This window comes from Pseudoxanthomonas mexicana (assembly GCF_014397415.1).
GTDB lineage: Bacteria > Pseudomonadota > Gammaproteobacteria > Xanthomonadales > Xanthomonadaceae > Pseudoxanthomonas_A > Pseudoxanthomonas_A mexicana.
The window spans coordinates 2918202-2932472 of record NZ_CP060731.1 but is presented as its reverse complement, the minus strand read 5'-3'; the positions used below and the strand labels follow the sequence as shown (position 1 = coordinate 2932472).

At 70.0% G+C, this 14271-nt stretch carries 14 protein-coding genes; all 14 read left to right on the top strand.

Annotation, left to right across the window (positions count from 1 at the left end; all coding sequences use genetic code 11):
* Positions 1–4: 4 nt before the first annotated feature.
* Genes IAE60_RS13705 through IAE60_RS13640 form a run of 14 tightly spaced genes read left to right on the top strand, consistent with a single transcriptional unit; the run spans position 5 to position 14263 of the window.
* Positions 5–556 (top strand): COG4648 family protein, encoded by a 552-nt coding sequence (locus tag IAE60_RS13705; RefSeq protein ID WP_244966580.1) that lies wholly within the window; start codon positions 5–7, stop codon positions 554–556.
* Complete coding sequence (locus IAE60_RS13700) at positions 549–2231, top strand: ApeI family dehydratase (protein WP_187572692.1); 1683 nt, start codon at positions 549–551, stop codon at positions 2229–2231. Before IAE60_RS13705 ends, IAE60_RS13700 begins: the two co-directional genes overlap by 8 nt.
* Positions 2221–2997, top strand: a complete 777-nt coding sequence (locus IAE60_RS13695) for a glycosyltransferase family 2 protein (RefSeq protein ID WP_187572691.1) — start codon at positions 2221–2223, stop codon at positions 2995–2997. Before IAE60_RS13700 ends, IAE60_RS13695 begins: the two co-directional genes overlap by 11 nt.
* Positions 2994–3938: a lysophospholipid acyltransferase family protein gene (locus IAE60_RS13690; protein WP_187572690.1), complete on the top strand. Its 945-nt coding sequence runs from the start codon at positions 2994–2996 to the stop codon at positions 3936–3938. The genes IAE60_RS13695 and IAE60_RS13690 overlap by 4 nt, the downstream gene beginning before the upstream one ends.
* Positions 3931–5472, top strand: a complete 1542-nt coding sequence (locus IAE60_RS13685; protein WP_187572689.1) for an HAL/PAL/TAL family ammonia-lyase — start codon at positions 3931–3933, stop codon at positions 5470–5472. The genes IAE60_RS13690 and IAE60_RS13685 overlap by 8 nt, the downstream gene beginning before the upstream one ends.
* Positions 5462–5893, top strand: a complete 432-nt coding sequence (locus tag IAE60_RS13680) for an acyl-CoA thioesterase (RefSeq protein WP_187572688.1) — start codon at positions 5462–5464, stop codon at positions 5891–5893. Before IAE60_RS13685 ends, IAE60_RS13680 begins: the two co-directional genes overlap by 11 nt.
* Positions 5890–6522 (top strand): outer membrane lipoprotein carrier protein LolA, encoded by a 633-nt coding sequence (locus IAE60_RS13675; protein WP_187572687.1) that lies wholly within the window; start codon positions 5890–5892, stop codon positions 6520–6522. Before IAE60_RS13680 ends, IAE60_RS13675 begins: the two co-directional genes overlap by 4 nt.
* Positions 6515–8887 carry an MMPL family transporter gene (locus IAE60_RS13670; RefSeq protein WP_222937144.1) on the top strand — a complete coding sequence of 791 codons (2373 nt, stop codon included), beginning with the start codon at positions 6515–6517 and terminating at the stop codon, positions 8885–8887. The genes IAE60_RS13675 and IAE60_RS13670 overlap by 8 nt, the downstream gene beginning before the upstream one ends.
* The gene (locus IAE60_RS13665; RefSeq protein WP_185896231.1) at positions 8884–10116 is read left to right on the top strand and encodes an NAD(P)/FAD-dependent oxidoreductase; all 1233 of its coding nucleotides are present in this window, start codon (positions 8884–8886) and stop codon (positions 10114–10116) included. The genes IAE60_RS13670 and IAE60_RS13665 overlap by 4 nt, the downstream gene beginning before the upstream one ends.
* Positions 10104–10652 carry a DUF3261 domain-containing protein gene (locus IAE60_RS13660; RefSeq protein ID WP_187572686.1) on the top strand — a complete coding sequence of 183 codons (549 nt, stop codon included), beginning with the start codon at positions 10104–10106 and terminating at the stop codon, positions 10650–10652. The genes IAE60_RS13665 and IAE60_RS13660 overlap by 13 nt, the downstream gene beginning before the upstream one ends.
* Positions 10649–11839, top strand: coding sequence for a beta-ketoacyl-ACP synthase (locus IAE60_RS13655; protein ID WP_187572685.1), 1191 nt, complete (start codon positions 10649–10651; stop codon positions 11837–11839). The genes IAE60_RS13660 and IAE60_RS13655 overlap by 4 nt, the downstream gene beginning before the upstream one ends.
* Positions 11839–12294: a hotdog family protein gene (locus IAE60_RS13650; RefSeq protein ID WP_187572684.1), complete on the top strand. Its 456-nt coding sequence runs from the start codon at positions 11839–11841 to the stop codon at positions 12292–12294. Before IAE60_RS13655 ends, IAE60_RS13650 begins: the two co-directional genes overlap by 1 nt.
* Positions 12291–13025 (top strand): 3-ketoacyl-ACP reductase FabG2, encoded by a 735-nt coding sequence (gene fabG / locus IAE60_RS13645; protein ID WP_187572683.1) that lies wholly within the window; start codon positions 12291–12293, stop codon positions 13023–13025. Before IAE60_RS13650 ends, fabG begins: the two co-directional genes overlap by 4 nt.
* A complete protein-coding gene (locus IAE60_RS13640; RefSeq protein WP_185896226.1) occupies positions 13022–14263 on the top strand; it encodes a beta-ketoacyl-ACP synthase in 1242 nt (413 codons plus the stop codon). Before fabG ends, IAE60_RS13640 begins: the two co-directional genes overlap by 4 nt.
* Positions 14264–14271: the final 8 nt, after the last annotated feature.

Here is a 14271-nt window from a genome sequence, read left to right as displayed (position 1 = left end):
TCCCGTGTCCAGGATAGGCGCGGCCATGTTCGTGGCGTTGTCGGTGGCGTACCCGCTGGTGGTGTACTGGGCCATGGGCCGGTTCGAGCCCCGCTGGCTGGCGGTATTGCTGCTGGCGCTTGCGCTGTTGCGTGCGCTCGCGACCCGCCAGGCGGTGTGGCTGGTCGCGGCGGCCGGCGCGGCCGTGCTGGCGGCGCTGGCGACGGTGTTCAATCAGGCGCTGCCGTTGAAGCTGTATCCGGCGTTGATCAATGCGGTGCTGCTGGTCGTGTTCGCGGCCAGCCTGGCGTTCCCGCCGACGGCGGTGGAGCGCATCGCCCGGCTGAGCGAACCCGACCTGCCGCCGTCCGGCGTGGCGTACACGCGCCGGGTCACCCAGGTGTGGTGCGGCTTCTTCGTCCTGAACGGCACGCTGGCGCTGGCGACGGCGTTGTGGATGTCCGACCGCGCGTGGGCGCTGTACAACGGCCTGATCGCCTACGGGCTGATCGGCCTGCTGTTCGGCGTGGAGTGGGTGGTGCGGCAGCGGGTCAGGGCGGGGCACCGGCATGGCTGAGTGGCGCTGTCTGGCCGAGGTGGCGGTGCAGCCTGAGCCCGGTCGTGCATTCACGGCGGCCGGTCGGGATTCCCGCGACCATGCGCACTTCCATCGCGACGTGCTGCGGTGGCGTACCGCATTCGCTGCTTCGCCGGCGCATGCGTGGGCGCTCCATTTCGAAGATGCAGCATGCTTTGCTGCGGCCCTGTACGGCGCCTGGCACGCGGGCAAGACCGTGGTGCTGCCCGGCGATGCGCTGGCGGGGACGCAGGCGCGCCTTAAGGGGCGGGTGGATGGTTTCGCAGGCGATTGGCCGCAGGCCACGCTGGCGGCGCCCACCGACGATGTGTCCGCTACCCCGCTGCAACCGCTCGATGCGGAGGCGGCGCGGCTGGTCGTGTTCACCTCGGGCAGCACGGGCGAGCCGGTCGCGATCGAGAAGCAGCTGCGACAGCTCGATGCCGAGGTGCACGCGCTGGAAGCTGCGCTCGGTACGGGCCTCGAGGGCGCGACCGTACACGGGACCGTCTCCCACCAGCACATCTACGGCCTGTTGTTCCGGGTGCTTTGGCCGCTGTCCGCCGGCCGCGCGATCGTCCCGCGCGCCTTCTTTCCGGAAGACCTGCTGGCCGCGATGGACGGGCAGGACGCGGTACTGGTGGCCAGTCCGGCCCATCTCAAGCGCCTGCCGGCGCAGTTGGACTGGGCGTCGCTGCATGGACGGCTGCGCGCGGTGTTCTCCTCGGGCGGGGTATTGCCCGCCGAAGCCGCGCATGAGGTATCGCGCCTGCTGGGCGTGTCGCCGACGGAGATCCTGGGCAGCAGCGAGACCGGCGGCATCGCATGGCGGCGCTGGCGCGAGGAGCAGCCGGGGTGGCGGGCGCTGCCTGGCGTGGAGTGGCGCGTGCAGGAGGGCGTGCTCGAAGTGCATTCGCCGCACCTCTCCGATGCCGCGTGGTGGCGCAGCCAGGACCGCGCGGAGCCGGACGGCTGCGGTGGGTTCCGTCTGCTGGGGCGTGCGGACCGCATCGTGAAGGTGGAAGAGCGACGCGTGTCGCTGGATGCGCTGGAACGGCAGGTCCGGGCGCATCCCGCGGTCGGGGACGTGCGGGTGCTGTTGCTGGGCGGAAGCCGCAGTACGTTGGCGGCCGTGGTCGCGATGGCCAGCGGCCTGCCCGTACCCGAGGACGCGGCGGCGCGCCGTGCCCTGTCGCAGGCGTTGTCGCGGCATCTGGCTGCCAGCCAGGATGCGGTGACGCGTCCGCGACGGTGGCGCTTCGTGTCCGCGTTGCCGGCGAATGCGCAGGGCAAGGTGACCGAAGCGGCGCTGACCGCCCTGTTCCGTCCCGAGCGCCCGACGGCGACGTGGACGCTGCGCACGCCGACGCAGGCGCGGGTCGAACTGCCGCTGGATGCGTCGCTGGCCGTGTTCGATGGCCATTTCCCGCAGGCCGCGATCCTGCCAGGCGTGGCCCAGCTGGACTGGGCGGTCCAGCTTGCGCGCGAGGCGTTCCCCCTTCCATCGCGCTTCCTGCGCATGGAGGCGCTGAAATTCCAGCGCGTGGCACGTCCGGGCGACACGATCCATCTGGAACTTGAGTGGCAGGCCGAGCGTTGCACGCTGCAGTTCCGCTATACATCCGTACACGGTCCGCACGCCAGCGGCCGGGTGGTGTTCGACGATGGCGAGTGAGCAGGCGCCGGCCCGGCCCGGTTTCAATCCGCTGGTGGTGATCCCCGTATTCGACCACGAGCACGCCATCGCCACGATGGTGGAGGGCGTGCTGGCCGCCGACGTGACATGCCTGCTGGTGGACGACGGTTCGGGCGCCGCCTGCGCGCGCGAACTCGACCGGCTGGCGGCGCTGCATGCACCGCGTGTGGAGCTGCTGCGGTTGCCGGTGAACCAGGGCAAGGGCGGCGCGGTGCTGGCCGGATTCCGGCAGGCGGGCGGCGAGGGCTACTCCCATGTGCTGCAGATCGATGCGGACGGACAGCACGACCCGGCCGACATCCCGCGCTTCCTCGCGCGGGCCCGGGCGCATCCGGACGATGTGGTCTGCGGCGTACCGCGCTACGACGCCAGCGTGCCGAAGGGCAGGCTGTACGGCCGCTACCTCACCCATGTCTGGGTATGGATCAACACCCTGTCGTTCGCGATCCGCGATTCGATGTGCGGCTTCCGCGTGTATCCGCTGCCGCCGGTGCTGCGGCTGATGGACGAGGAGACCATCGGCCTTCGCATGGACTTCGACGTGGAGGTGCTGGTGCGGCTGTTCTGGCGCGGCATCGTGGTCCACAACCTGCCCACGCGCGTGACGTACCCGCTGGACGGGGTTTCCCACTTCGATGTCTGGCGCGACAACGTCCGCATCAGCCGCATGCACGCGCGCCTGTTCTTCGGCATGCTGCGCCGCCTGCCGCGACTGCTGGTGCGCCGTGCGGCGGTGGCGTCGTGAGCGGTCGCGGCCAGCATTGGGCCGAGATCGGCGAATCCACCTCGGTCGGCGGCATCCTGCTGCTGTGCGCGGTGCATCGCTGGCTGGGACGCTGGCCCTTTCGCGTCTGCGTGTATCCGGTGGTGCTGGTCCACTGGCTGCTCAACGGCACTGCGCGGCGCGCCTCGTTGCAGTACCTGCGACGCGCCCACGCGCACCTGGGCGTGCCGGCGGAGGCGCCGGGCATGCGGCACAGCCTGCATCACTTCGCCATGTTCGCCGAGACGCTGCTGGACAAGATCCTGGCGCTGGGCCAGCGCTATCCGGTCGACCGCGTGCGCATGCACCGCGAGGGCGTGCTGGCGCGGGTCAGGTCGGGGCAGGGCGGATTGATCGTCACCGGACACCTGGGCTGTCTTGAACTGTGCCAGGTGATGGCCGAACAGGTCCCAGGGCTGCGTCTGACCGCGCTGGTGCATACGGCGCATGCCGAGCGCTTCAACCGCATGATGCGCCGCCTCGACGCGACGACCCGGGTCGAACTGCTGCAGGTCACCGACCTGGGGCCGGCCGACGCGGTGAAGCTGGCCGAGCGCGTGGCCCGTGGCGAGTTCGTCGCCATTGCCGGCGACCGCGTGCCCCTGCGTGGCGGCCGCACGGTGAACGCGCCGTTCCTGGGCCGCCCGGCGCCGTTTCCCATCGGGGCCTATGTGCTGGGCGCCGCGCTGAAATGCCCGGTGTTCACCATGGCCTGCACGCACGAGGGCGATGGTTACAGCGTGCGCATGGACGCCTTCGCCGAACGCATCGAACTGCCGCGCGGCTCGCGCGACGCCGCGCTGGCCGGCTACGCTTCGCAGTTCGCGGCGTGGCTGGAACGGCAGGTCCGCCTGTCGCCTTATGACTGGTTCAACTTCTACCCCTTCTGGGATCAGGTAACGCATGACGCCCGCAATGAGTGAATCCGCAGCGCCGGTCTTCGGCGACGCACCGCTGCGCATCGAGGACGTGGTGGCGCTGTCGCGCCGGCAGGTGCCCGCCGTGCTCTCGAGGGATCCCGGTTTCCGCGCACGCATCGCGCGCGGGGCGGACTTCCTCAGCCGGTTGCTGGAGGAGGAGGGCGTCATCTATGGCGTGACCACCGGCTACGGCGATTCGTGCACGGTCAACATCCCGCCCGCGCTGGTGGCGGAACTGCCGCACCACCTTTACACGTACCACGGCTGCGGGCTGGGCCGCTTCCTGGACGAGGCCGAGACGCGCGCGGTACTCGCCGCGCGCCTTGCGTCGCTGGTGCGCGGCATGTCCGGCGTCAGCCTGCCGTTGCTGGAAGGGCTGGAAACCCTGCTGCGCCACGACGTGCTGCCCCTGATTCCGGCCGAGGGCTCGGTCGGCGCCAGCGGCGACCTGACGCCGCTGTCGTACGTGGCGGCCGTGCTGTGCGGCGAACGCGACGTCATGCACGGGGGTCGGCGGCGCCCCGCGGGCGAGGCGCTGTCCGAGATCGGCATGACGCCACTGACGCTGCGCCCCAAGGAAGGCCTGGCCATCATGAATGGCACCGCGGTGATGACGGCGCTGGCCTGCCTGGCGTTCCACCGTGCGGAGTACCTGTCGCGGCTCGCCACCCGGCTGACGGCGTTCAACGTGCTGGCCAGCAACGGCAATGCCCACCATTTCGATGCGGTGCTGTTCGCCGCCAAGCCGCATCCCGGCCAGTCGCGCGTGGCGCAGCGCCTGCGCGAGGACCTGCACAGCGACCGTCCGCAGCGCAACGAGCAGCGGCTGCAGGACCGGTACTCACTGCGCTGCGCACCGCATGTGATCGGCGTGCTGGAAGACGCGCTGCCGTTCCTGCGCCAGCTGATCGAGACCGAACTCAACAGCGCCAACGACAATCCGCTGATCGACCCGGAACGCGAACAGATCCTGCATGGCGGCCATTTCTACGGCGGGCATATCGCGTTCGCGATGGATTCGCTGAAGAACACGGTGGCCAACGTGGCCGACCTGCTGGACCGCCAGCTCGCGCTGATCGTCGATGCCCGCTACAACCATGGCCTTCCCGCCAACCTGTCCGGCGCCACCGGGTCGCGCGCGGCGATCAACCATGGCTTGAAGGCCCTGCAGATCAGCGTGTCGGCGTGGACGGCCGAAGCGCTGAAGCTGACCATGCCGGCGTCGGTGTTCTCGCGTTCCACCGAATGCCACAACCAGGACAAGGTCAGCATGGGCACCATCGCCGCGCGCGACTGCCTGCGGGTGATCGAACTGACCGAGCAGGTGGTCGCCGGCATGCTGATCGCCGCGCGCCAGGCCCTGGCCCTGCGCCAGCGCGTCGGCCTGCCGTCCACGCTGGGCGAAGGTCCGGCAGCGATGTACGCCGACCTGCAGGCGCGCATCGCGCTGGTCGAGGAAGACAGGGCACTGGACGGCGAACTGCGCCGGTTGCTGGCCGACATCCGCGACGAACGCTGGGCCGTCTATGCGGGCTGAACAGCGTGACGACTTCGCCATCGAGGTCGCATTGAGCCCCGCCTTCCACGACTGCGACGCCATGCAGGTGGTCTGGCACGGGCACTATTTCAAGTACCTGGAGATCGCCCGGTGCGCGCTGCTGCAGCGCTTCGATTACGACTACCCGCAGATGCATGCGTCCGGCTACATGTGGCCGATCGTCGATACGCGGGTGAAGTACATCCGGCCGCTGCGGTACGCGCAGCCACTGGTCGTGGCGGCCCGCATCAGCGAGTGGGAGAACCGCTTGAGGATGGACTACGAAATCCGCGATGCCGCCAGCGGCGAGGTGCTGACGCGCGCGCATACGATCCAGGTGGCGGTCGACGCCGCTTCAGGCGAGATGCTGTACCTGTGTCCGCCCGTGCTCTGGGAGCGGTTGGGAGTTCCTGCGCCATGACGTTCGTCCGTGACCTGCTGGTCGTCCTTGCCCTGGCCTTGGCTTGGGCCGGTCCGCTCTCTCCGGGCGTGGCGGCGGAGCCGCTGGCCCGGGTGCGCGCGCAGGTGGCGCAGGTGCCGCTGCTGCGCGGTGAATTCAGCCAGGAGAAACAGGTCGCGGGCTTCAGGAATCCGCTGCGCTCCAGCGGGCGTTTCCTGCTGGCACGCGACAAGGGCGTGGTGTGGACCACGCTGGCGCCATTCCCCTCGGAGACCGTCATCACCCAGGACCGCATCCTGAGCCGCCAACGCGACGGCAGTCGCCGTGTGGAGGTGGACGGGCGCCAGCAGCCGGGCCTGCGCAGCATCAACGCCATGATGTTCGCGTTGATGAGCGGCGATACGAAGGCGCTCACCGCCGCTTTCGACGTGAAGGAAGAGACCGGCGACGGCAAGGGCTGGCGGATGACGCTGTCGCCCCGTTCGCGCCAGTTGGCGCAGGCGTTCACGTCGGTACGGCTGGCGGGCGACCGCTACGTGCGCGACGTGGAGCTGCGCGAAGCCAACGGCGATGTCACCCGCCTGCATTTCGAGGCCATGACCGAGACGCCGGCCACCCTGACACGCGACGAGGCCGCCCGGTTTGACTGAGCCGCACGCATCGCCGGGGGCGGAGGGCAGGCTGCGCGGCTGGCGCTGGCTGGCGCTGGCGTGGCTGCTGGTGCTCGTGGCCGTGGCCTGGCATCACGTACGCTTCTGGCAGGCCCCGCGCATCGACAGCGACATCCTGGCGCTGTTGCCGATGGATGCCGGCGATCCTGCGGTTGCCGACGCCACCCGGCGGATCGCCGGCAACAGTGCGCGCGACGTGGTGGTGATGCTCGGCGCTGTCGATGCGGAAGCGGCGCTGCGCGCCCGTGACGCGTTCGAGGCCGCCGTGCGGGCATCGACCGGCGATGGCGCGGGCCTGCTGATGGCGGAGCGCTCGCCCGAGGACTGGTTCGCCCAGGCGCGCGCTGCGCTGGCGCCGTATCGCGATCGCCTGCTGACGCAAGCGCAGCGCCGCCAGTTGGAGCAGACCCCGGCCGATACGCTGGCCGAATCGGCGCTCGCCGCCCTGTACGGCCCCATGGGGGCGCCGCGGCTGACCGAGTGGCGCGACGATCCCCTCGGCCTGTGGCCGCACTGGTGGCAGGCCCAGGTGGCCGCCTCGGGCATGGCGCTGGATGCCGACGGCCTGCTGCAGGCCGACGGGCGCCATTGGGCGGTGCTGCGTTTCACCCTGCGCGACTCCGCGTTCAAGCTGGATGGGCAACGGCGGCTGCAGGACCTGCTGGACGCCGCCTCAGGCGCGGCCACCACCGCCGCGCCGGGACTGCGCGTCCTGAAGGCCGGCGTGCCGTTGCATGCCGAGTCCGCCGCGGTCCAGGCCAGCCGCGAGGTCAACACCATCGGCTGGGGTTCGCTGGCCGCCGTGCTGCTGCTGGTGTGGCTGGCGTTCCGTTCGTTCCGGCCGCTGCTGCTGGTCGCGCTGTCCCTGCTGGTCGGGTGCGCGGTCGCCCTGACCGTCACCGTGCTGGTGTTCGGCAAGATCCACCTGCTGACGCTGATCTTCGGCGCCAGCCTGGTGGGTGTCGCCGAGGACTATGGCATCCACTGGTTCGCCTCGCGCCAGGGCGTGGCGGCGGCGCGCCGCTGGTCGCTGTTGCGGCAGTTGTTGCCGGGCCTGTGGCTGGCGTTGCTGACCAGCGCGCTGGCGTACCTGGCGTTGGGGCTGGCGCCTTTTCCCGGACTGCGCCAGATGGCGCTGTTCTCGGTGGTCGGACTGTCGGCGGCCTTCCTGACGGTGATCTTCCTGTTCCCCTGGCTCGATGGCGGTGAGGTGCGCACCACGGGCTTCTCGCGCTGGCTGGGCGGCACGCTGGCGCGCTGGCCGCGCTTGGCGACGCGTCGCGGGGGCATCGCGCTCGCCGTCGTGGTGCTGCTGGTCGCCGTGCCGGGACTGATGCGCGTGCAGGGGAACGACGACCTGCGCAGCCTGCAATCGTCGCCAGCCGAGCTGATCGCCCAGCAACGCGAGGTGGGTCGCCTGCTGGGCATGCCCAGTCCGGCGCAGTTCTTCCTGGTGCAGGGCCGCGATGCCGAACAGGTCCTGCAGCGCGAGGAGCGGCTGGTCGCCCGGCTGCGCGACATCGAGGCCGACGGGTCCGTCGGCGGCCATCGCGCCCTGAGCGACTGGCTGCCATCGCAGCGCCGGCAGGACGAAGACGCTGCGTTGACCTCGCGCGTCGAACGGCTCGTGCTGGCGCGCCTGTCGACCGTCACCGGCGAGACGTTGGCGCGTGGCGAATTCGCGGCATCCGCGCTGGACATCGAGGCCTTCCTGGCGTCGCCCGCGTCGCTGCCCGTGCGCTCCCTGTGGCTGGGAAAGGTGGGGCAGGGCATGGCCTCGGTGGTGATGGTCAACGACCTGTCGCGACCCGATGCGCTGGCTGTCTTCGCCGCCCAGGCCAAGGGGCTGGACGGCGTGCGCTGGGTCGATCGGACCGCCGACATTTCACGCCTCCTGGCGTACTACCGCCACATGATGTCCTGGCTGCTGCTGGCCGGCGTGGCGGTCGTATTCGTCGTGCTGGCGATCCGCTACCGCACGCAGGCGTGGCGCGTGATCACGCCGACCCTGCTGGCCGGCCTGCTGACCGTCGCGCTGCTGGGGTGGCTGGGCCAGCCGCTGCAGCTGTTCAACGTGCTGGCGCTGATGCTGCTGCTGGGCATGGGCATCGACTACGGCATCTTCCTGGTCGAGCACCGCGGCGACGCCAGCGCGTGGCTTGCGGTGTGTGTGGGTGCCGCGAGCACGTGGCTCTCGTTCGGCCTGCTGGGCCTGTCGGCCACGCCCGCGCTGCGCGCCTTCGGCCTGACCCTGCTGTTCGGCATCGGCCTGGTCTGGCTGCTGTCGCCCCTGTTCCGGCCGGCGCCGGACGCTTCTTCCCTGCAAGGACACCCCTCCGAATGAAAACGGAACGCACCGACATCCTGATCATCGGCGCCGGCCCCGCCGGTTCCGTGGCCGCGGCGATGCTGCGCCAGCAGGGCCGGAAGGTCCTGATCGTCGAGCGCGAGCAGTTTCCGCGCTTCTCCATCGGCGAAAGCCTGCTGCCGCAGAGCATGGAGTACATCCAGGCGGCTGGCCTGCTGCAGGACGTGGTGGAAGCCGGCTTCCAATACAAGAACGGTGCCGCGTTCGTGCGCGGCGAACGCACCACCGAATTCGATTTCCGCGACAAGTTCTCGCCGGGCTGGGGCACCACCTACCAGGTGCAGCGCGCCGATTTCGACCACGTGCTGGCCAAGGGTGCCGAGCGCATGGGCGCGGACGTGCGTTATCGCCATGAAGTGCTTTCCGCCGAACCGGGCGAGACGCCGCGCGTCACCGTGCGTTCGCCGGAAGGCGAGGAGTACGCCATCGAAGCGGACTTCATGCTGGACGCCAGTGGCTTCGGGCGCCTGCTGCCGCGCCTGCTGAAGCTGGAGTCGCCCTCGAACTTCCCGGTGCGCGGCGCCATCTTCACCCACGTGCGCGACCACATTCCGCACGATGCGGGCTTCGACCGCAACAAGATCCTGATCACCACGCATCCGGAGCACGTGGACGTGTGGTACTGGACCATTCCGTTCTCCAACGGCTGCTGCTCGCTGGGCGTGGTCGCGGAAACGGCATTCCTCGACCGTTACCAGGGCACCGAACTGGAGCGCCTGCAGGCCATCGTCGGCGAAGACCCCAACCTCACCCGCCTGCTGAAGAATGCGGAGTGGGCCGTGCTGCCGGTGCGGCAGATTACCGGCTATTCGGCGAACGTGTCCTCGCTGTGGGGGCCGGGCTATGCGCTGCTCGGCAATGCGGGCGAGTTCCTCGATCCCGTGTTCTCCTCCGGCGTCACCATCGCGTTCAAGTCGGCGCAGCTGGCCAGCGAATGCCTGCGCCGCCGCTACGCCGGCGAGGCGGTGGACTGGGAAGCCGACTTCGCGGCGCCCCTGCGCGGCGGCGTGCAGACGTTCCGCCGGTTCGTGGAATCGTGGTACGCCGGCGGCTTCCAGCGGATCATCTTCCATCCGGATCCGCAGCCGGACATCCGCCGCATGATCTGTTCCATCCTCGCCGGCTACGCGTGGGACAGGAAGAATCCCTACGTCGCCGACACGCAGCGTCGCCTGCAGGTGCTGGAGCAGCTGTGCACCGGCTGATCGCGCTGCTGCTGTCCAGCCTGCTGCTGGCCGCGTGCGCAACGCGCCCCGTCGCGCCCGCGGTTCAACTGCCTGCGTTGCGGCTGGCGCCGGCCGCGCTGGGCCATGAACTGGCCGTGCAACAGCGGCTGGTGTTCCGCTTTGGTACGCAGGTACGCGAACTGGACGCGCTGCTCGAAGTCGACGCATCCGAGGTGCGCCTGGCGGTGCAGGCCATGGGCCGCACCGGCGTGCGCCTGCAGTGGGACGGCCAGAGTCTGATGGAGCAGCGTGCCGCCTGGCTACCGGACGCCGTGCGCAGCGAGCGCGTGCTCGACGATGTGCAGTTCAGCCTGTGGCCCGCGGACGCGGTGCGTGCCGTGTTGCCTGCCGGATGGGAGCTGCACGAGGCGGGCGACGTGCGCGAGCTGCGGCGGGATGGTCGTGCGTGGCTGGTGCGCGAACGCACAAGTGCGACAACGTTGCAGGTCCGCAACCGCGCCGATGGCTATGATCTGACCATCGAATCGGTGGCCGGTGGAGCGCCCAGTCCGTGAAAGGCGACGCCATCTTCCTGAACGATCTCGGCCTGGTGTGTGCGCTCGGCCATGGCACCGCGGCGATACGCGAGGCGTTGTTCCGCGACGATGCCCCTGGCGGCGTGGCGATGAACGAGACGCTGCTGCCGGGTCACCGCCTGGCACTGGGCGTCGTATCCGGTCCGTTGCCATCGCTCGACCATCACCCGGTGCCGTTGCACGGACGCAACAACGCGCTGCTGCGCGCAGCCTACCTGCAGATCCAGGGCCAGGTCCGACAGGCCATCGAACGCTACGGTCCGTCGCGGGTGGCGGTGGTGGTGGGCACCAGCACCTCGGGCATCGGCGAGGCGGAGCAGGCGATGGCGATGTGGCGCCGGCAGGGCCGCTGGCCGGAAGGCTTCCACTACGTGCAGCAGGAGATCGGTGCGCCGTCCCGGTTCCTCGCCGCCGAATCCGGCGCGCGCGGCCCCGCCTGGACCATCTCCACCGCCTGCTCGTCCAGCGCCAAGGCGATGGCGTCGGCGGCGCGGCTGCTGCGCACCGGGCTGGTGGATGCGGTCATCACCGGTGGCGCGGATTCGCTGTGCCAGTTCACCGTGCGCGGCTTCATGGCGCTGGAATCGGTGGCCAGCGAGCGCTGCAATCCGTTCTCGGCGCATCGCCGCGGCATCAACATCGGCGAGGGCGCCGCCCTGTTCCTGATGACGCGCGATCCGGGACCGGTGCGGCTGGCGGGCTGGGGCGAAACCTCCGACGCCCACCACGTGTCGGCACCGGAACCGGAAGGCCATGGCGCCATCGCCGCCATCGGCCACGCACTGGCGCGGGCAGGCCTGAAAGCGGCCGACATCGACTACGTGAACCTGCACGGCACCGCCACGCCGCAGAACGATGCGATGGAAAGCCGCGCGGTCAGCACGGCGCTCGGTACCGATGTGCCGGTGAGTTCCACCAAGCCGCTGACGGGCCATACGCTGGGTGCGGCGGGCGCGATCGAGGCGGGCCTGTGCTGGCTGGCGATGGTCGACAATCCCGGCCACCGGCTGCCGCCGCACTGGTGGGATGGCGAGCCGGACCCGGCGTTGCCGGCGCTCGCCTTCGTGCCGCCTGGCGCCATCGCCGCACGGCCGCTGCGCCACGTGCTCAGCCAGTCGTTCGCGTTCGGCGGCAGCAATGCCGTGCTGGTGTTCGGGGAGGGGTGATGCACGATCTGTATCACATCGAACGGGTGGTGCCGCACCGCGGCACCCTGCGCCTGGTCGACCGGCTGGTGGCCTGGGACGAGGACAGCGTGGCGGTCGAGCTGCGCGTGCCTCACGAAGGACCGTTCAGCCATGCCGAAGGCGTTCCGGCCTGGGTGGGCGTGGAATACATGGCCCAGGCCATCGCCGCCTGGGCGGGATGCCGTGCGCGCAGCGCGGGCCGCGAGCCGTCGATCGGCTTCCTGCTGGGCACGCGCCGCTACGAGAGTCGGGTGACGTGGTTCGTGGCGGGCGCATTACTTCGGGTGGAGGCGACGCGCGAGCTGCTGGGCGACAATGGGCTGGGAATGTTCCGTTGCCGCATCCTGGAGGACGGCGACGAACTGGCAACCGCCAACGTGTCGGTGTTCGAACCGCCGGACGCCATGGCTTATCTGGAGAGCACGCCGCAATGAGGGGAGAGACAACGGTCCTGGTCACCGGGGGGAGCCGGGGCATTGGGCGCGCCATCGCGCTGGCGCTGGCGCAGGATGGCTTCGATCTGGTCGTGCATTGCCGCAGCCGCGTGGACGAGGCCGAAGCCGTCGCCGCGCAGGCGCGTGCGCTCGGGCGCGAAGCCCGCGTACTGGCCTTCGACGTAGCCGACCGTGCCGCCGCCGCGCAGGCGCTGGAGGCCGACGTGGCCGAACACGGCGCCTATCACGGCGTGGTCTGCAACGCGGGCATCGCGCGCGACACCGCGTTTCCGGCCATGAGCGGCGAGGATTGGGACGCCGTGCTGCACACCAACCTGGACGGGTTCTACAACGTCCTCAACCCGTTGATCATGCCGATGGTGCGCCGGCGCAAGCCCGGCCGCATCGTCACGCTGTCGTCGGTGTCGGGCCTGGTCGGTAATCGCGGGCAGGTCAACTACAGCGCGGCGAAGGCCGGCATCATCGGCGCCACCAAGGCACTGGCGCTGGAACTGGCCAGTCGCGCGATTACCGTCAACTGCGTCGCGCCCGGCCTGATCGATACCGAAATGGTCAGCGGGGAGGTGGTCGACGAAGCCCTGAAGATGATTCCGATGAAGCGCGTGGGCAAACCGGAGGAGGTCGCGGCCGTGGTGGCGTTCCTGATGTCGCCGCAGGCGTCCTATGTCACCCGCCAGGTGATCTCGGTCAACGGAGGGCTGGTCGGATGAGCCGCATCGATCGACGTGTGGCGGTCACCGGCGCGGGCGCGATCAGCCCGCTGGGGCACGACTGGGCCAGCGTGCACCTGCGCCTGCGCGAGTGCCGCAATGCGGTACGGCACATGCAGGACTGGGACCGGTACGAAGGCCTGAACACCCGCCTGGCGGCACCGGCCGAGCCCTTCGAACTGCCTGCGCACTACAACCGCAAGACCACGCGCAGCATGGGCCGGGTGGCCATCATGGCCGTGCGCGCCACCGAACTGGCGCTGGAACAGGCGGGCCTGCTGGGGCACCCGGTACTGAAAAGCGGGAAGGTAGGCGTGTCCTACGGCTCGTCGGCGGGCAGCCACGAGGCCATCGGCGACTTCGGCCGCATGCTCAACGAGCACACCACCGAAGGCATCAATGCCACCACCTACCTGAAGATGATGAGCCACACCGCGCCGGTGAACATCGGCGTGTTCTTCGGCCTGACCGGACGCGTCTACACCACGTCCAGCGCCTGCACGTCGGGCAGCCAGGGCGTCGGCTCGGCCTTCGAGGCGATCCGCAGCGGCAAGCAGGTGGCGATGATCGCCGGCGGCGCCGAGCAGCTGGATGCGACGGCGGCGGCCGTGTTCGACACTCTGTTCGCCACCAGCGTGCGCAACCACGAACCGGACAGTACGCCGCGTCCGTTCGACGCCCACCGCGACGGCCTGGTGCTGGGCGAGGGCGCCTGCACGCTGGTGCTGGAAGACCTGGAACATGCGCTCGCGCGCGGTGCGACCATCCTGGGCGAGATCGTCGGCTACGGCACCAACAGCGACGGCCAGCACGTCACCCAGCCCAGCGCCGACACGATGGCGCAGGCGATGCGGCTGGCGCTGGAAGACGCGGGCCTGCAGCCGGATGCGATCGGCTACGTCAACGCGCACGGCACGGCGACCGACCACGGCGACATCGCCGAGACCACGGCCACCGCGTCGGTGTTCGGCCAGCGCATGCCGATCAGTTCGCTGAAGAGCTACGTCGGCCACACGCTGGGCGCCTGCGGCGCCTACGAGTCCTGGATCACACTGGAGATGATGCGCGAGGGCTGGTTCGCCCCCACGCTGAACCTGGAGGAGCGCGACCCGCGCTGCGCCGACCTGGACTACATCACCGGCGAGGGTCGCGAACTGCAGACCGACTACGTGATGAACAACAACTTCGCCTTCGGCGGCATCAATACATCGATCATCTTCAAGCGCTGGAAAGACTGAAACCCGCT